Source organism: Microbacterium schleiferi (genome assembly GCF_038150145.1).
Lineage (GTDB): Bacteria > Actinomycetota > Actinomycetes > Actinomycetales > Microbacteriaceae > Microbacterium > Microbacterium schleiferi_B.
In genome coordinates this window covers 103761-120784 of sequence record NZ_JBBWSA010000004.1, presented here as the reverse complement: position 1 = coordinate 120784, position 17024 = coordinate 103761, and the positions used below count along the sequence as shown (strand labels likewise).

The following is a 17024-nucleotide window of genomic DNA, read 5'->3' as shown; positions in this document are numbered from 1 at the left end:
TGCTACAAGACCTGTGCGTTGCGATCGTCGATTGTGAGCATAAGACGGCCCCGATTGACCCCGCGGGAAACTACTTTGCGGTGGGAACACCGGCGATGCGCGGCAACCACATCGACTTCTCGCAAGCTCGCCGAATCTCCGAAGCGACGTTTAGTGCGTGGACTCGACGTCTGTTGCCGCGAGCCGGCGACCTACTACTAGCCCGCGAGGCCCCAGTGGGCCCGGTGGTACGGGTTCCGGATACGCGTAATGTGGCACCAGGGCAACGAACCGTTCTCATGCGACCCGATCCCGAGGTTGTGGACCCAGAGTTTCTTTATTACTTCTTGACGAGTCCCACACAACAGAGTCGGCTTGTTCAGCTCGCCGAAGGGTCGACCGTTCCCCACCTGAATGTGGCTGACGTGAAGTCTTTTCCGATCTCAAACCTTCCGGGGCTTCGCGATCAACGTGCTATCTCGGAGGTGCTCGGTGCCATCGATCGCATGCTCGAGTCGATTGCGCGTCGACTCCTGACGATTGAGGAGCTCCTGGCGGCACAGTACGAGAGGGTGGCAGCACATTCCGAGTCGGTCACCATCGGAAGCATCGCGGTCCAGGTGAGGCAACGAGTTGGAACCTCAGGTAGCGAGACGAGCGTTCCCGTCGTCCTTTCTGCCGTCTCAACGGGACACTTGAAGCGTTCGGACGATGTCTTCAACAAACAGGTTTACTCAAAGTCGCTCGCGTCTTACTTGGTCGTCCCCGAAGAGGCGATTGCCTACAACCCATCACGTGCGAACATCGGATCCATCGGGATTAATGAAGAAGGAGTGACTGGCGCTGTAAGTCCGGTCTACGTGGTTGCGGAGGTTGAACCGTCGTGGCGTCAATGGCTTCGGTCTGCGCTCCGAGCCCCGCAGACAAGAGCACAGATCGATGCGCTCTCCTCGGGTTCCGTGCGGCAAGCGCTTAGGTTCGATGACTTTGCGTCGATCATGATCCCCGCACCAGGCCGCGTTGGACTTGATGAGTACTCTCGCGTTGCCACCACTCTCCGGACGAGATCCCGCGCATTGCAAGAGGAAGGAGCCGTTCTGCGGCGGACCCGTGACACCTTGCTTCCGGAACTTCTGTCAGGTCGGGTTCGCGTGGCCGATGAGTACAAGATGGAGGTCGGCTCGTGAGCGCGTTCAACGAGAACGTTGTCGAGTTGGCGGCGCTCGAGTACTTCGCGGAGTTGGGCTACCGTACGATCCACGGCCCGGACATCGCGCCCGGGGAGGCCGGCGCAGAGCGCGAGTCCTATGAGGACGTTTTCCTCTGGGGACGGCTGCGCGACGCGATCCGGCGGATCAACCCTGGTACGTCTCCGGAGCTGATCGACGAGGCAATCAAGCGAGTGCGGCGCGCCGAGTCGCAGAGCCCGATCGACGAGAACTACCGACTGCATCAGCTCATCAGGGAGGGCGTGCCGGTCGAGCACCGCGACGCGGACGGGATGCTGCGCACGACGCGTCTGTGGCTGGTGCACTTCGATCAGCCTGATAACAACGACTGGGTGGCGGTCAACCAGTTCACGATCGTCGAGAATGGCAAGCATCGCCGGCCCGACATGCTGGTGCTGGTTAACGGGATGCCGCTCGCGCTTCTGGAGCTCAAGAATCCGGCTGCCGAGCACGCGACACTTAGGTCGGCGTGGAATCAGGTGCAGACGTACCGCAGGGACATCCCGTCGGTCTTCGTCCCGAACGCGGTGACGCTCATCTCCGACGGTACGTCGGCGGCAATGAGCAGCTATACGGGTGCGTTCGAGCACTACGCGCCATGGAAGACTATCGAGGGCCGCGAAGTAGTGAGCAACCGCCCAGCACTCGAGGTGCTCCTGAAGGGGGTTTTCGAGCCGAAGCGCTTCCTGGACCTGCTCCAGAACTTCATTGTGTTCAGCGACGAGACCACGACTGACAAGGCCACCAAGCAGCCGACCCGAGCGCTCGTCAAGCGCGTGGCGAAGTACCACCAGTACTGGGCGGTGAACGCTGCCGTGGAGCACACGATGCAAGCGTCCCGACCCGACGGTGACCGTCGAGGCGGTGTCGTCTGGCACACCCAGGGCTCGGGCAAGAGCTTCGAGATGGTGTTCTACGCCGCAAAGATTATGCGCGATCCTCGGATGGCCAATCCGACGCTGGTGTTCATCACCGACCGCAACGACCTCGACGATCAGCTATTCGGGGAAACCTTCGCTCCCGCTCGCATCTTGCCGGAGACGCCGGTGCAGGCGGCGACGCGTTCCGACCTGCGCGCCAAGTTGAAGCGCGCCTCCGGCGGCATCGTCTTCACGACCCTGCAGAAGTTCGCACCCGGCGAGGACGGCGACGCAAACCCTGTGCTCACCGACCGCCGCAACGTCGTTGTCGTGGCTGACGAGGCGCACCGTAGTCAGTACGGCTTCGGGGAATATCTCGACCGCCAGGGGCGTCTCAAGGCTGGTCTCGCGAAGCACATGCGCGATGCGCTGCCTGGTGCGACCTATCTCGGCTTCACCGGTACGCCGATCGAGTCCGGCGATAAGAGCACGCGCTCAGTGTTCGGCGACTACATCGACGTCTACGACCTCACTCGGGCCGTCGAGGACGGCGCGACGGTCAAGATCTTCTACGAGTCGCGCCTCGCCAAAGTCGACCTGTCCGACGCCGACCTCGAAGCGCTGGACGAGCTGGCCGAGGAGATCACCGAGACCGTCGAAGAAGACGCGGCCACTACTGCGAAGTCCCGCTGGTCCAGGCTGGAGGCGATCGTCGGCGCGGACTCTCGCCTCGACCTCATCGCCCAGGACATCGTGGGCCACTGGGGGAAGCGGCGCGAGGCGCTGTTCGGGAAAGCCATGATCGTCACGATGAGTCGCCGCATCGCCGTGCGCCTCTACGAGAAGATCGTGGCCCTTCGACCGGACTGGCACTCCGACGACCCAGCCAAGGGCAAGATCAAGGTCGTCATGACCGGCTCAGCCGCAGACCCTGCCGAGTTCCAGCCGCACATCCACTCCAAGGACGTCCGCAAAGATCTGAAGCTCCGCGCCAAGAACCCGGACGACGAGCTCGAGCTGGTGATCGTGCGGGACATGTGGCTCACCGGCTTCGACGCGCCGAGCATGCACACGATGTACGTCGACAAGACGATGCAGGGCGCCGGACTGATGCAGGCCATCGCCCGGGTCAACCGCACCTTCCGTGATAAGCCGGGCGGACTCATCGTCGACTACATCGGAGTCTTCTCGAACCTGCAAGCGGCGCTCGCTGAGTACTCGCCTTCCGACCGCGACCAGGCCGGCGTGCCCATCGACGAGATGGTCTCGGTCATGCTGGAAAAGCACGACATCATCCGCGGGCTACTGCACGGCGTCGAATATGATTCGTCGCCGACGCTCTCGGCGTCCCAGCGCCTGGCCGAGTACGCCAAGGTGCTCGACTTCGTCATGGCTGACCCCGACCGCACGGCTCGCTTCAACGATCAGGTGCTCGCGCTCGCCAAGGCGTTCGCCCTCGCTGGCGCCCGCGACGAAGCTGCTGCGATCCGCAACGACGTGCGCCTCTTCACCGACGTGCGCGCAGCCATCCTCAAGATTCAGAACCCCGATTCCGGACGCGGTGGCTCCGGAGCCGTCGAGATCGACACTGCACTTGGTCAGCTCCTCAACGAGGCGGTCGCCGCCGACCAGGTCGTCGACATCTATAAGTTGGCCGGCGTCGATACCCCAGAGCTGTCGATCCTCAGCGACGAGTTCCTCGACTCACTGGCCGACAAGGAGAAGCCGAACCTCCAGATGGGGCTGCTGCGGCGCCTACTCAACGACCAGATCCGCACCGTACAGCGCACCAACCTGGTGCAGGCGCGGAAGTTCTCCGAGCTCCTCGACGAGGCGATTAATCGCTACACGAATCGATCCCTCACGACGGCGGAGGTCATCGCGGAGCTGGTGAAGCTCGCCAAGCAGATGCGGGACGACGCGAAGCGCAATGAGCGCTTGGGTCTGTCCGCGGCCGAGGTTGCCCTCTACGACGCGATCGCTCAGAACGACGCCGCAGTGCTGCAGATGGGCGATGAAACGCTGAAGAAGATCGCGGTCGATCTCGTCTGGGCGGTGCGGTCAAGCGTGGTTATCGATTGGGACCAGAAGGAGAGCGTCCGCGCAGCGATGCGCTCCAAAGTGAGACGCCTTCTCGCCCGCTACGACTATCCGCCGGACGCAGAGGCGAAAGCTGTCGAGCTGGTGCTTGAACAAGCGGAGCTGTTTGCGAGCAATAGCGCGGACTCATGATGGCGAGTGGTCGAGTGGATGTGCGGTCACCAATTCGCCACCAGGTTGAGGTGCGCCCGTGGGATCCGTCGTCACCAAACGCTGAGGACGAGTTTCAGAAGGTCGTCGAGCTTCACCGGTCCAACAAGGCGACATTGGGGCATCTGCCGTTTTCTGCGTTTCGCGAGGCGGGCAAGCGCGCGCACCTGCTGCTGGGGGTCGTCGATGGCGCAGTTCGCGGGTATCTGCTCTACAGCACTCCTCGGCATCAGACCCTCAAGCTGGTCCATGTCTGCGTGAGTAGCGACGCACGGGGCTACGGCTTGGCGAGAGCAATGACCGTCGCGGCCACAGAAGCAAACCCGGCGCGCGCGATCATGACCGCGCATTGTCGTTCTGACTATGGCATCGACGGCTTCTGGCGGTCCCTGGACATGACTCCCGTCGGTCAACGCCGAGGGAGGGCAGCCGCTGGCTCGACGCTAACAATCTGGATGCGCCGGATCGGCCAGCTCGACCTTCTCGAGAGTGCACTCAATGACTCATCACGAGCTCTGGCGGTGCTCGACTCAAACGTCGTAATCGACCTGTACTCGTCCGAAGCCTTGGAGCGACCCGACCGCCAGGAGTCGATGGGTATTTCGGCAGATTGGCTTGATGACCTTGTCGACTTGGCTGTGTCGCCCGAAGTGGGGGTCGACCTCAACAATCTCCAGCCGCCCATTGAACGTCAACGAGTTCAGAGTGGAATAGCCGCGCTCGTTTCGCTGCGGCGGGATGACTCAATGCGAGACACCGCAGAGGAGTTGATCGCGCGGATGCCCCGTGAGCTCGTGCAGAAGGATCCGAGCTTGCGCGACGACGCGAAGCATCTGGCGGATGCGATCCTGGCGGGCGCTGACTACTTCGTCACACGCGACCAGAACCTCCTGGACGCGACGCACGGGTGGGCTTTCGCGGAGCACGGCATCGAGGTCGTTCGTCCGGTTGAGGTGATTCAGCGCTTCATGCCGCCGGTTGCGATCTCTACGTTCCGTTCGGAGCAGCTCGAGTCGGTCGGGCTGCGATGGGTGCACGTCGCTGACGTGACACGCGAACTCGAAGAGGCGTTCCTCGACTCCACTACAGCGGAGAAGGGCACGGCTTTCCGCAAGCAACTACAGGCGGCCCTCGCACATCCCGCCGTAGCTCGAATCGAGGAACTCGTTGATGAGCGCGGGCGACGATGGGCTCTTCTCGGAACTGAGGTGGCAGACGAGACGTTGTCCGTTTCGACCGTTCGTGTCGGTCGAGGACGGCTTGGCGCGACAATTGCCTTCCAGCTGGTTAGGTACATCCGCGCCCTAGCACTCGCACGGGGCGCACGCACGATCACCATTGCGGAACCAGCGATCGGCGCAACGGTGAGTGAGGCGCTGAAGGCTGACGGATTTGCGGGGGAGCCACTGAGTGTGTCGCTTGCACGATTCCCGAAGGAGTCGGCTGTGGCGGCGGTTGTGAACGCAGAGGAGGTTGCCGCGTATGAGCGCCGGAACTGGCCGCAGGTGATCCAGGGGCGCGACGTCCCTGTCTGGATCGTTCCGATTCAACCCCGGTTCGCGCGGGAGCTGATCGGCTTCAACGACACGCTTCTGCAAGCTCGGGAGAAGCCGGCGCTGGGGCTTGCCCGTGAGTTCGTCTACTTCGCCGCCCCGAAGGTCAAGCGCTGGCAGCTGCCGGCTCGCGTGCTTTGGTACGTGACGAAAGACGATCACGCCCACGAGCGGCGATCAATCCGTGCGGTAGCCGCCTTCTCGCGAGTCGTAGACTCAGCCGTCATGAGTGTTGAGGACGCCGTAGAACAGTATCGAGCTCTAGGCGTCCTCCGTGAGCGAGAGATTCGCGCGCGTGCACACAATGGTGAGGTGCTCGTCTTGCGGTTCGAAGACACGCATGAGCTCTCTCGCCCAGTTGGGCGGAGGACGCTCAACCAGCTCCTGAAGAAGCACCAGATCACCACGTCGCTGATTACTATGCGAGCTGCCAAGCCGGGGCTCTTCGACGACATCCTTGATCTACAGCAGGATGGGTCTGAACGATGACCAGGGCAGTTCTCCTATCGGTCAAGCCCCGCTTCGCGCGCGCCATTCTGGACGGTCGCAAGACCGTTGAGGTGCGAAGAAGGTTCCCGCAGGTCCCCACAGGGACCACCGTTGTGCTGTACTCCAGTTCGCCTGAGCGAGCGGTTCTCGGGACGGTACGGCTCAAGCGTGCGATCCGGGTTGACCCTAAGGCGGTCTGGGAGACCTACTCGGGGGAGATAGGCATCGATGAACATGCGCTGGAAGACTACTTGGCGGGCGCGGACGCGTCGACGGTGCTCCAGGTCGAGGCGCCAGAGAGCTGGAGCAGGCCGATCTCGCTCGGCCTCCTCCGTGAGATCCTCGGACTTGAACCGCCGCAGAGCTTTCGCTACCTGACTGCGGATCAGGTTGAGGCAATCCGCTCCCGAGCGAACCGTGCTGAGGTCTTCCCGGTGCGTACCGATGGTCAAGGACCGAATGATGCGCATGCGAGGCCGCGAAACGGGAGGCCGATCGAACTCCAAGCCGGCGCATCTCATGACGCACGAGGAGCGGGGGAGAGTGCGTCAGGAGTATTGCTGGCGGGGAATGCCGCGTCAGTCATGCGCGGTCGGATGGTCCGATGAAGCTATCGATGACCGCTCGAGCGGCCCACTGGTTGGATCAGTTTGAAGTAGATGACCGCGCAGGGGCCATTGCTCTGCTTGACGCAGTGAGGTTCATTCCCGGCGGCGATGTGGTCGCAGGCGTAAGGCGCACAGTCGAGCGCTTCATTGCGGAGCACGGGGAACAACTTCCGGTGGCTCTCGTCCCAGTGCTATCGGACGAAGACCTCATCCGGCCCGCCGGAGCGGAAGTCGACTCGCGGGCAACGGCATTCATTGACTTTGATCCGGCGCAACCGCTTGCCAACAATCCAGGTAGCGAGGCGCTTATCGCCCAACTCATCGGCGAGTTGCGCCGCTCAAGCGCCGCAGAATGGATAGCTCCGACCCCGCTCACGCTTGACGAAATGCGCAAGTCTGGGGTGCGGACCCTCGTCTGCATCACCGACTACGTTGGTTCTGGCCAGCAGGTCCTGGACTATGTGGCGACTTGGTATCGCAACACCACGATCAAGAGCTGGTGCTCGTTCGGGTGGTTGAAGATCGTCGTAGTCGCGTACGCAGCGACGTTGGCTGGAAAGCGCACACTGGACGCCAGCAAGCTAATCCATGATGTTCAAGTCATCGAGATCGTTCCGGGGATCAACGAGTTGCGCCGAGCCGAGCCTGAGGGCAAAGCCGAAGAGGTCTGTCGCGTGTACGCGAAGCGGGGAAAGGTGTGGCCCGCTCTCGGCCATCGAGGTAGCGCTGGCTTGTACGCGAGTTCGTTCTCAGTTCCCAACAATCTCCCGGCGATCCTCATTCGGCGATCCGATCGGTGGGTGCCCTTCTTTGACGGCCGGTCAGTGCCCGTCGATTTGGCGGACGAGATCGGCGAGCATCGACCGGACGTTGACCTTCCGGGTCATCTCGAGGAGGCGGGTCAGCTGCGGCTCGCAGCACGTCATCGCGACGGCTATATCGAATCTCGTTGGCAGAACTTCGTCGGCGTGCTCGCGTTGCTCCCACGCTCTGACGAGGAGTTGGCCCTCGCGCTCGGTCTCGATTTACGAGCGATCCGCAACGTTATCGAGTCGCTTGAGCGGCTTTCTCTGATCGACGGAAGCCGAGCGATCACGTCCGCTGGTCGGAGGGAGCTCGCCGCTCAGCGTCGCAAGGCGCGCAGCGGTGCATCAGTGCTCACGCCACCAGATCCTTCGCCGTACTACCCTCGGTATACGAGGTGAGGGGGGATCACGGGCTTAGTGATGAAGCTGCCACGTCGTGGCAGCTCGCTAGAGCACGGCCTTCGCGTCGTGCTCGAAGACCGCGGCTAACTGCGGTCGGAGGACGATCAGAGGCTGCGCGTAGGGCTGGATGGAGAATGCCTGCCCTCGTGGGCCTCGGGGATTCTCCATCCAGACCGTGCGGACCCTATCGGGTCGAAAGGTAAGTGCCGTGATCCCTCCGAACCTCTACTACGAGCAAGGTCGTCACCTTGGCATAGAGGCCGACTCGCTGGACAAGGCAACCGCAGAGGTTGCCCGGTTGACTGCAGCGGGTGCCTATCCGCTACTTTCCCTCGCCCACTTGGCACATGAGACTGGTGCGACTTACTCGTACCTCCGGGAGGTTGTAAGCCGCACGAGGGATCCCTATCGTTCGATCGCGGTCCCCAAAACGACCGGCGGCGTCCGGGCGATCTCAGCACCGGAGCCAATCCTCATGGATGTCCAACGATGGCTTCTTGATCATGTGCTCGACAAGTTGACTTCCCACCCGGCGAGCTACGCCTACGAACGGGAAACGTCCATCGTCCAGTGTGCGACGCAGCACTTGGGTGCCAACTGGATGGTGAAGATGGACCTTCACGACTTCTTCGGCACAGTGAACGAGGTCTCGGTTTATCGGGTGTTCAGACGGCTCGGGTATCGCAAGCTTCTTGCATTTGAGCTCACTCGGATCACGACTAGGGCAGAAGGCGCTCGCACCGCGTCCTGGCGTGCCCAGACCGCTGTGATCCCGAGCTACGCCGTGGCAGGCGTCGGCGTGCTTCCGCAGGGCGGACCGACGAGCGGGGTGCTTGCAAACGCCGCTGCGGCGAGGCTTGACATGTTCCTGCAGAATCTTGCGCTTTCGCGTCGCCTTACATACACCCGCTATTCGGACGACCTGGTGTTCTCGGGCCGCACTTCGTTCCAGCGAGCTGAGGCCCAGAGCCTCGTTGGCGAGATTGCTGGTCTAGTTCGGAAAGCCGGCTTTGTCGTACACCGAGCGAAGACGCGGATCGTGCCACCTGGCGCGCGCAGGGTTGTGCTCGGGTTGCTTGTCGACAGCTCGGTTCGCCTACTGCCAGAGCATCGACGGCGCATCGAGGTGCACCTGCGGGGTTGTGAAGAGAACGGATTGGCGCGCCACGCCGCGCATCGCGGATTCGACTCAGTGTTCTCATTCGTCAATCACCTGGACGGCTGGATAGCGTTCGCGTTGGGCGTCGAACGAGAGCGAGCTCTGGCCTGGCGCCAACGGTTCCACCAGATTCTCGATCTGGAAGGACTCCCGAAGGTCGGGCGGGCTAGCTGACCTCACATCGGCGGCAGCTCAAAGAGGAACTCCTGCGCTGAGGAACTGGCGGACTGAAGGGAGCTCTATCGCATGCGGTGAAACTCGAGCAGCACGTCAAGCACGGCGCGATTCTTTCGCCGCTTTACCGGCACACCCGCCGGGCCCCGGCCGGTGCCATTCACGACCCACTCCTTGGAGACCCCTGATGACAATCATGAAGAATCGTCCTGCAACAAGTACCGCTATCGCGCTGAGCCTCGCTCTGGCCGTCACCGGCTGCGCTTCAGTGACCGGCTCCGGCCCGGGCGCCAGCACCGCCCCTTCCTCCGCGTCAGCTTCCGCTTTCGCGTTCAATGCCACGGACGTGATGTTCGTGCAGATGATGATCCCGCATCATGCGCAGGCCATCGAGATGTCGGACACCCTCCTCGCCAAGGATGGGGTCGATGCCGACGTGCGCGAGCTGGCAGAGAACATCAAGGCCGCGCAGCAGCCCGAAATCGACACGATGGAGGGGTGGCTCACCGCGTGGGGCGCGGAGATGCCCGGCGCCGGCGGAATGGCAGGTATGGGCCACGACGACGGAATGATGAGCGACGACGACATGTCGGCACTGGCGGCGGCCTCCGGCCCTGACGCATCGCGTCTGTTTCTCGAGCAGATGATCGTCCACCATGAGGGTGCCATCGACATGGCCCAGGACGAACTCGACAGCGGATCCAGCCCCGACGTGAGGGAGCTCGCCGAGGCGATCATCGTTGCTCAGACTGCCGAGATCGCCACCATGCGGGCCATGCTTGCCGAGCTCTGACGGCCTGAGCTGAGAGCGGCAAGCCCTCGCTCTGGAAGGACCCCCTCCGCGTCACTCTACGCGGAGGGGGTCTAGGGCGGTGCCGGGGGCGTAGAAGCTGCCGAGCAGGATGGCGCCGTCCAGCGTCAGACTCACCTCACCGGCTTCGACTGACGCAAACTGCACGCGCGCGCCGCGGCGGCCGCCGATTGTGACAATCGAGCCGCCGTCTTCGAGGTGCGGGGCTGCCAGGCGCCAGTCCATCATTCCGCCGTGAGCGAGGAAGCGGACGGAGCCGGTGAAGGCGCCCTCGACGCCGTCGTCCGCAGGAAAGATCACCTCGTCGCCGTCGAGCCGCGCCCCGTCAGCGACCTCGATCGAGCCCTCGGCAGATCGCACGTACTCGTGCAGGCTCTTCTTGATGCCCCACCGCAGCGCGTGCATCAGCGCACCCGCCGATGCACGGACTGGTAGCTGAGGTAGGCGTGCAGGCCCTCGATCCCGTACTCCACGCCGAGGCCGGAGTCGTGGCGCCCGCTGAAGGGGGCGGCGTGGTTGGAAGCGAAGAAGTTCACCCCGATCGAGCCGGTGTCGATGCGCCGCGCGACCTCGAACGCGCGGTCCTCGTCGGCACCGAAAACGATCCCGCCGAGCCCGAAAGGTGTGTGCGCCGCCTTTCGTCGAGCCCGGAGATGTGGTCGAAGCCGACACCACCATCGGGATCATCGAGATCATGAAGCTCATGAACCCGGTCGTGGCAGGCGCCGCCGGCACGATCGCGGCGTTCGAGGCGCAGGATGGCGCGCAGGTGCAGTTCGGTCAGGTCCTCGCGCGGTTCGAGGCGTGAGCTGTGAGCACTGACCGGCCCGTCGTTCTTGTCGCCAACCGCGGCGAGATCGCCGCGCGCATCGTCGCCGCAGCGCAGCGGATCGGAGCAGAGGCGGTGCTGGCTGCCAGCGCTGCTGACACGCAGTCGCTCGCGGCCCGGGCTGCCGACCGCGTGCTGGTCATCGGCCCCGCTCCGTCGGCGCAGAGCTACCTTCGCCCCGAACTCATCGCCCAGGCAGCTGTCCACGCCGGCGCCGATGTGGTCCACCCCGGTTACGGCTTCCTCAGCGAACAGCCGCGGCTGTGTGAGCTTCTCGAGGAAGAGGGGATCGCCTTTGCCGGCCCCCGTCCCGAGACCCTGCGCGCTGTCGGTGACAAGGGCAGCGCCCGGGCCGTGGCGGTGGCAGCCGGGGTCCCCGTCTCTCAGGGCCGGGTCATCACCGACGTGCACGATGTCGCAGCTCTCGGTGCCGACGTGGGCTATCCGCTCATGGTCAAGGCCATTCACGGGGGCGGGGGGCGCGGCATCCGCCTTGCCACCACCGAAGCCGAACTCGTCGCCCTTGCTCCCCAGGCCGCGCAGGAAGCTGCGGCAGCCTTCGGTAACGGCGACCTCTATATGGAGCGCTACTACGGCTCTGCCAGGCACGTCGAGGTGCAAGTCTTCGGCGACGGCGAGGGTGGCGCGCTGATCTTCGGTGACCGCGACTGCTCTGTGCAGCGCCGCCATCAAAAGCTCATCGAGGAATGCCCTGCTCCCGGGTTGTCGGCCGAGCGTCGCCGCGTGCTGCACGATGCCTCGCGTGCGCTCGTGGAAGCGCTGCGCTACCGGGGCGCCGGCACGGTGGAGTTTCTCGTCGACACGCTCAGCGACGACGTCGTCTTTCTCGAAGTCAACGCTCGCATCCAGGTCGAGCACCCGGTCACCGAGGAAGCCTTCGGAGTCGACCTCGTCGCAGCCCAACTCCTGCTGGCGCTGGGGCTGCCCACCGGGTTGCCGGTGCCCCCCGCAGTGCCGCCGGCTGTCGCGATCGAGGTGCGTATCAATGCCGAAGACCCCGCCGCCGACTTCCGACCCAACGCGGGACGGATCGGCCAGGTGCGGTGGCCCCGTGGCCCCGGCATCCGCATCGACACCCAGATCGAGTCCGGGTTCGAGTTTCCGCCCTACTACGACAGCCTCGCCGCCAAGCTCATCGTGCGTGCCCATGACCGCGCCGCCGCGGTCGATGGCGCGCTCGCCGCGGTGCGCAACACGCGCGTGGCGGGCCTGACTACCACGCTCCCCATGCTCGAGGCGGTCCTTGCCCACGAGGACTTCAGGGCGGGGCCGGTGCCGACCACCTGGTTCGGGCAGGAGTGGGAGCGCATGAGGGAGAAGATCGGATGACGCAGCATCCGCGTGCCGCGCACTTGAGTCAGCTCGGCGGGAACCGCACCCGCGGGCCCGTGCGCATCGTCGACACTTCCTTGCGCGATGGCAACCAGAGTCTGTGGGGGGCCACCGGCATCACGACGGGCATGGCCGAAGCTGCGGCTGTCGATCTGGCACAGATGGACCTTGCCGCGATTGATTTCACCAGCTCCACCCACCTGTCGATGGGGGTGAAGTTTCACCACGAGAACCCCTGGGAGCGGCTGGACCGGGTCAGCGCGGCAGCCCCCGAAACCCTGTTGTCGGCGATCACGACAGGGATGCGCTTCATGTCGTGGGAGAAGGCCAGCGAGCCGGTGATGCGCCTTGCCCTGCGGATGATGGCCACCCACGGGGTGCGGCGCCTGCACATTGCCGAGCCGATGAACGACCGGGACGCCACCATCCGGGTCGCGCAGTGGGCCAAGGACGAAGGCTTCACGCAGATCGTGGCCGGCGTCGTCTTCACCGAGAGCCCGGTGCACACCGATGAGCGCTACCTCGCTAATGCGGCTGCCTACCAGGCCGAGCCGGCGATCGACCACGTGTACCTCAAGGACCCCGGCGGCTTGCTCACCGTCGAGCGCGTGCGAGAGCTCGTGCCGCAGCTGCGGGAGGTCGTGCACAAGCCCCTCGAGCTGCACAGCCACACCACGACGGGGGCGGCGTCCCAGCTGTATGTCACCGCCGCAGCTCTGGATGTCGATGTGCTGCACACGGGTCTTGGACCTCTCTCCAACGGCACTGCCCAGCCAAGCCTGGAGCACCTGCTGACCAACCTCGACGCCGTCGGCATCGAGGTTGATGTCGACCGGGATGCCACTGCCCGGGCCGCGCAGACGCTGTGGGCGATTGCGCGCTCGCAGGGCCTGGCGGCCGGGGCTCCGAGCGAGTTCGATCTCGGGGCACACGTCCACCAGGTTCCGGGAGGAATGATGGGGACCCTGCGACGCCAACTCGGTGAGATCGGGATGGCCGATCGGCTTCCCCGAGTGCTGGAGGAGTGCGTGCGGGTGCGCGCCGACCTCGGGTACCCGATCATGGTGACGCCCTTCAGTCAGTTCGTGGGCAGCCAAGCGCTCATGAACGTACTGGCCGAAGAGAACGGACAAGACCGCTATAGCCGCATCCCCGATGAGGTCGTGCGATTCGTCCTCGGCCACTTCGGCACTCCCGAGGGGCAGATTGACCCCGACGTCCAGACGCGCGTGCGGGATCTTCCCCGCGCAGCCGAACTCGACCGGCCCGTCCCCGAACCGTCGCTTGACGAGCTGCGGATGCTGCACTCCGAGAGGCTCGGCCGTGAGCTGGCTGACGAAGACCTGCTGCTGGCGATCGTGATGCCCGCCGAGCAGCTCGATCCGATGTATGCCGCGGGTCCCGCACCGCGCTGGGTACCAGCATCCGCGGGGCCACCGCCGACGGATGTCGCCTCGTTCATCGCTGCTGCGCACACCCTGCCCCGGTGGAGGTCTTTGCGTATCGCGTTCGGCGAGACCCGCATCGCCCTGGACCGTCCCGCACAGGAGGAGCGATGACATCCGAGATTCTTTCCCGCCTCGCCGCCGTTGAGGGTGTCATGTTCGATGTCGACGGATGCCTGGTGATCTCTGACGGACCCGCAGGCCAGGAAGGCTCAGCACTCCCGGGGGCTGCCGAACTGATCGCGCAGATGCGGGCATCCGGGCGCCGGGTGTGCGTCTTCACGAACGGCACTGCGCAGCCGCCCGCCGAGATCGCCGCGCACCTGCGTCACCTGGGGCTCGGCGTCGCCGACGAGGAGGTACTCACCCCAGCCGTGGCCGCGGCCCGCACCTTGCGCGAGCGCTACGGCCAGCAACCCGTGCTCGCTTACGGCGGTGGCGGGGTGGTGCCGGTGCTGCGGGCTCACGGGATTAACCTCATCGACCCTGATGAGCACCGCTCGGGCGCGGCATCGGGCGCTGTCGCCGTGCTGGTGGGATGGGACACGGATTTCACCAAACCGAAGCTGCAGTTCGCCGCCGAGGCGATCCTCGCCGGAGCGGCGTTGTACTGCACCTCGGATGCTCCGGCCTTTGCGAGCAAGGACCGCCTGAACGTCGGACTGTCGGGCTTCATCGTGGCAGGACTTTCGCACGTGACCGGGCAACCCTGGACGGTGCTGGGAAAGCCGTCGGCGTTTGCGCTCGAGACCGTGTGCTGGGCACTGGGAACGACCACCGAGAGCACTCTTGTGCTCGGAGATGACCTCTACCTCGAAGCCAGCATGGCCCGTCGTGGCGGGGCGGTAGCGGGCATCGTCCTCACCGGGATGACCACCCGCGAGCGCCTCGCCGACATCCCGGGCGACGAGATGCCCGAGATCGTGGTCGAGTCGATGACCGAGCTCGCGGCCTTGTTCACGGATGCCGACGAGCTGCGGATGCCGGTCTCAACCGGTCTCAAGCGATGACGGACTCCGGCCAGCGCGCCCCCGCGCACGAGGTGCTCTACCGCCCCTCGACTGCTGCTCGCGATGGATCGGTGATCGCAGAGTACCTGCGCTGGCTCGCTGCCGAACGTGGACTGCGCTTCGACGATGTCCAGTCACTTCATGCGTGGTCGGTCGACGAGCTCGAGGCTTTCTGGCAGAGCGTGTGGGACTTCTTCGGGGTTCGTGCATCCGCCCCTGCGCGCTCGGTTCTTTCGGGCGGGCCGATGCCGGACGTCTCGTGGTTCGAGGGTGCCGAGCTCAACTACGCCGAGCACTGCCTGCGCCACGATGTCGATGCGCTCGCGATCTTCGCAACCTCACAGACGCGCGAGGACGTCTCGCTGAGCTTCGGCGACCTTGCCGAGCAGGTCCGGCGGGTGCGGGCGGGGCTGCACCGACTCGGTGTCGGACCTGGCGATCGGGTCGTGGCGTACCTTCCCAACATCCCCGAGACCGTGGTGGCGTTCCTTGCGACCGCGAGCCTCGGAGCGATCTGGGCCAGCTGTGCTCCCGAGTTCGGAGCCCGGGCAGTTCTCGACCGCTTCGGTCAGCTCGATCCCGACATCCTGCTGGTTGTCGGTGGCTATCGTTTCGGTGACAAACCGATCGACAAGTCGGCCGACGTCGCTGCGATCCGTGCGGGGCTGCCGACGGTCAGGAAGACGATCGGCGTGCCATACGGTGACTTTGCCGTCGATGCAGACATGGCGTGGGACGAGATCGCGGCGCCCGCGGACGATCCGCTCACCTTCGCGCCAGTGCCGTTCGCGCATCCGCTGTTTGTGTTGTTCTCGTCGGGTACGACAGGGGCACCCAAGCCGATCGTCCACGGGCATGGCGGCATCCTGCTCGAGCACCTGAAGACTCTCGGGCTGCACTGGGACCTGCGGGCGGGCGATCGACTGATGTGGTTCAGCACGACGGCCTGGATGATGTGGAACACCCTCGTCTCGACCCTGTTGCACGGCGCCGCCGCGGTGCTGATCGACGGAAACCCCCTCTACCCCGACCTCGACGCGCAGTGGCGCCTCGCCGCCCAGACCCGGGCAACGCTGGTCGGCGCGAGCCCGGGACTTATCAGCGCGTCGCGGGCGGCGGGACTTTCCCCTGCCCACGATCACGATCTCTCGTCCGTGCGGCAGATCGGCGTGGCCGGCAGCCCGCTTGCGGCCGAAGGATTCGTGTGGATTCACGAGCAGTTCGGTGACGATGTCGTCTTGAACGTCGGCAGCGGAGGCACCGACGTCTGTTCGGCGATCGTGCAAGGCTCGCCGCTGCACGACGTGTGGCTCGGGGAGATCAGCGGCGCCTCGCTCGGTGTGGATGCCGTCGCTTTCGACGCCGCCGGAGAGGTCATCGTCGACGACCTCGGTGAGCTCGTCATCCGTCGCCCCATGCCATCGATGCCGGTGGGCTTCTGGGGCGACGCTGACGGCAGCCGCTATCGCGACACATACTTCGACGTCTATCCGGGTGTGTGGCGGCACGGCGACTGGGTGCGCTTCGCGCCGGGCGGCAGCTGTGTGATCGCCGGCCGATCAGACGCCACCCTCAACCGGGGCGGCGTGCGCCTCGGTACCGCCGAGTTCTACCGCGTCGTCGAGGAACTTCCCGACGTGACTGACAGTCTCGTCGTGCACTTGGAGGATCCTGACGGTGGGCCGGGTGTGCTCGTCCTGTTCGTTGTTCCCGCGACCGACGCTGGCGCCCCAGCCGCAAGCGCTGCGTGGGATGAGGAGCAGAGCGTTGCCCGCATCACTGTCGCCCTGCGCTCGGCGCTGACCCCCCGACACGTGCCAGATCACATCGCGGTAGTCTCCGCCATTCCGCACACCAAGACGGGAAAAAAGCTCGAGGTACCCGTGAAACGCGTGATGCAGGGGAGTGACCCCGTTGAGTTGGCGGCGCTGTCGTCGCTGGATGACCCGCACGCCCTCGAACCGTTCGCCCGGTTCGCTCGCGAACGTGGCCTGCTGGTGTAGCAGCCGGGACGCTGCTTCGTCGCAGTATCGACGTATGCCCCGCGGGACGTACGGGCCTCCGTAG

The 17024-nt window shown here is 64.9% G+C and carries 13 protein-coding genes and 1 pseudogene; 12 read left to right on the top strand and 2 right to left on the bottom strand.

The window, feature by feature from the left end; genetic code table 11:
* Positions 1–95: 95 nt before the first annotated feature.
* From AADH62_RS05670 to AADH62_RS05645, 7 genes are all read left to right on the top strand, one after another.
* Positions 96–1166 carry a restriction endonuclease subunit S gene (locus AADH62_RS05670; RefSeq protein WP_341578754.1) on the top strand — a complete coding sequence of 357 codons (1071 nt, stop codon included), beginning with the start codon at positions 96–98 and terminating at the stop codon, positions 1164–1166.
* The gene (locus AADH62_RS05665) at positions 1163–4300 is read left to right on the top strand and encodes a type I restriction endonuclease subunit R (RefSeq protein WP_341578651.1); all 3138 of its coding nucleotides are present in this window, start codon (positions 1163–1165) and stop codon (positions 4298–4300) included. The genes AADH62_RS05670 and AADH62_RS05665 overlap by 4 nt, the downstream gene beginning before the upstream one ends.
* Complete coding sequence (locus tag AADH62_RS05660; protein WP_341578650.1) at positions 4300–6360, top strand: hypothetical protein; 2061 nt, start codon at positions 4300–4302, stop codon at positions 6358–6360. Before AADH62_RS05665 ends, AADH62_RS05660 begins: the two co-directional genes overlap by 1 nt.
* Positions 6357–6968 carry an ASCH domain-containing protein gene (locus AADH62_RS14570; RefSeq protein WP_425355649.1) on the top strand — a complete coding sequence of 204 codons (612 nt, stop codon included), beginning with the start codon at positions 6357–6359 and terminating at the stop codon, positions 6966–6968. Before AADH62_RS05660 ends, AADH62_RS14570 begins: the two co-directional genes overlap by 4 nt.
* The gene (locus tag AADH62_RS05655) at positions 6965–8173 is read left to right on the top strand and encodes a phosphoribosyltransferase-like protein (RefSeq protein ID WP_425355648.1); all 1209 of its coding nucleotides are present in this window, start codon (positions 6965–6967) and stop codon (positions 8171–8173) included. The genes AADH62_RS14570 and AADH62_RS05655 overlap by 4 nt, the downstream gene beginning before the upstream one ends.
* A gap of 130 nt (positions 8174–8303) precedes the next feature.
* Positions 8304–9509: a reverse transcriptase family protein gene (locus AADH62_RS05650; protein ID WP_341578648.1), complete on the top strand. Its 1206-nt coding sequence runs from the start codon at positions 8304–8306 to the stop codon at positions 9507–9509.
* Positions 9510–9696: 187 nt separating this feature from the next.
* On the top strand, positions 9697–10302 hold the full coding sequence (locus AADH62_RS05645) for a DUF305 domain-containing protein (protein ID WP_341578647.1): 606 nt from the start codon (positions 9697–9699) through the stop codon (positions 10300–10302).
* 51 nt (positions 10303–10353) lie between these two features.
* Here AADH62_RS05645 and AADH62_RS05640 read toward each other — a convergent pair whose 3' ends face one another.
* Together AADH62_RS05640 and AADH62_RS05635 are read right to left on the bottom strand one after the other, a co-directional pair.
* Entirely contained in the window at positions 10354–10725 is a 372-nt protein-coding gene (locus tag AADH62_RS05640; RefSeq protein WP_300591306.1) for an HtaA domain-containing protein, read from the bottom strand.
* Positions 10725–10949 (bottom strand): annotated as a pseudogene (locus tag AADH62_RS05635) (aldehyde dehydrogenase family protein); the annotation flags it as partial. The gene AADH62_RS05640 and the pseudogene AADH62_RS05635, both read right to left, overlap by 1 nt.
* A gap of 26 nt (positions 10950–10975) precedes the next feature.
* Here AADH62_RS05635 and AADH62_RS05630 point away from each other — a divergent pair.
* The 5 genes from AADH62_RS05630 to AADH62_RS05610 are packed head-to-tail and all read left to right on the top strand — an operon-like array spanning position 10976 to position 16960.
* The gene (locus AADH62_RS05630) at positions 10976–11128 is read left to right on the top strand and encodes an acetyl-CoA carboxylase biotin carboxyl carrier protein subunit (RefSeq protein WP_300591305.1); all 153 of its coding nucleotides are present in this window, start codon (positions 10976–10978) and stop codon (positions 11126–11128) included.
* 3 nt (positions 11129–11131) lie between these two features.
* Positions 11132–12499, top strand: a complete 1368-nt coding sequence (locus AADH62_RS05625) for a biotin carboxylase N-terminal domain-containing protein (protein ID WP_341578646.1) — start codon at positions 11132–11134, stop codon at positions 12497–12499.
* On the top strand, positions 12496–14061 hold the full coding sequence (locus tag AADH62_RS05620; RefSeq protein WP_341578645.1) for a pyruvate/oxaloacetate carboxyltransferase: 1566 nt from the start codon (positions 12496–12498) through the stop codon (positions 14059–14061). The genes AADH62_RS05625 and AADH62_RS05620 overlap by 4 nt, the downstream gene beginning before the upstream one ends.
* Positions 14058–14957 (top strand): HAD-IIA family hydrolase, encoded by a 900-nt coding sequence (locus AADH62_RS05615; RefSeq protein WP_331792217.1) that lies wholly within the window; start codon positions 14058–14060, stop codon positions 14955–14957. Before AADH62_RS05620 ends, AADH62_RS05615 begins: the two co-directional genes overlap by 4 nt.
* The gene (locus AADH62_RS05610; RefSeq protein ID WP_341578644.1) at positions 14954–16960 is read left to right on the top strand and encodes an acetoacetate--CoA ligase; all 2007 of its coding nucleotides are present in this window, start codon (positions 14954–14956) and stop codon (positions 16958–16960) included. Before AADH62_RS05615 ends, AADH62_RS05610 begins: the two co-directional genes overlap by 4 nt.
* Positions 16961–17024: the final 64 nt, after the last annotated feature.

Bases quoted from the DNA above. Each gene is read 5' to 3' on its own strand.
- AADH62_RS05670 (WP_341578754.1), top strand. From the start codon at position 96: ATGCGCGGCAACCACATCGACTTCTCGCAAGCTCGCCGAATCTCCGAA.
- AADH62_RS05660 (WP_341578650.1), top strand. From the start codon at position 4,300: ATGGCGAGTGGTCGAGTGGATGTGCGGTCACCAATTCGCCACCAGGTT.
- AADH62_RS14570 (WP_425355649.1), top strand. From the start codon at position 6,357: ATGACCAGGGCAGTTCTCCTATCGGTCAAGCCCCGCTTCGCGCGCGCC.
- AADH62_RS05655 (WP_425355648.1), top strand. From the start codon at position 6,965: ATGAAGCTATCGATGACCGCTCGAGCGGCCCACTGGTTGGATCAGTTT.
- AADH62_RS05650 (WP_341578648.1), top strand. From the start codon at position 8,304: ATGGAGAATGCCTGCCCTCGTGGGCCTCGGGGATTCTCCATCCAGACC.
- AADH62_RS05645 (WP_341578647.1), top strand. From the start codon at position 9,697: ATGACAATCATGAAGAATCGTCCTGCAACAAGTACCGCTATCGCGCTG.
- AADH62_RS05640 (WP_300591306.1), bottom strand. From the start codon at position 10,725: ATGCACGCGCTGCGGTGGGGCATCAAGAAGAGCCTGCACGAGTACGTG.
- AADH62_RS05620 (WP_341578645.1), top strand. From the start codon at position 12,496: ATGACGCAGCATCCGCGTGCCGCGCACTTGAGTCAGCTCGGCGGGAAC.
- AADH62_RS05615 (WP_331792217.1), top strand. From the start codon at position 14,058: ATGACATCCGAGATTCTTTCCCGCCTCGCCGCCGTTGAGGGTGTCATG.
- AADH62_RS05610 (WP_341578644.1), top strand. From the start codon at position 14,954: ATGACGGACTCCGGCCAGCGCGCCCCCGCGCACGAGGTGCTCTACCGC.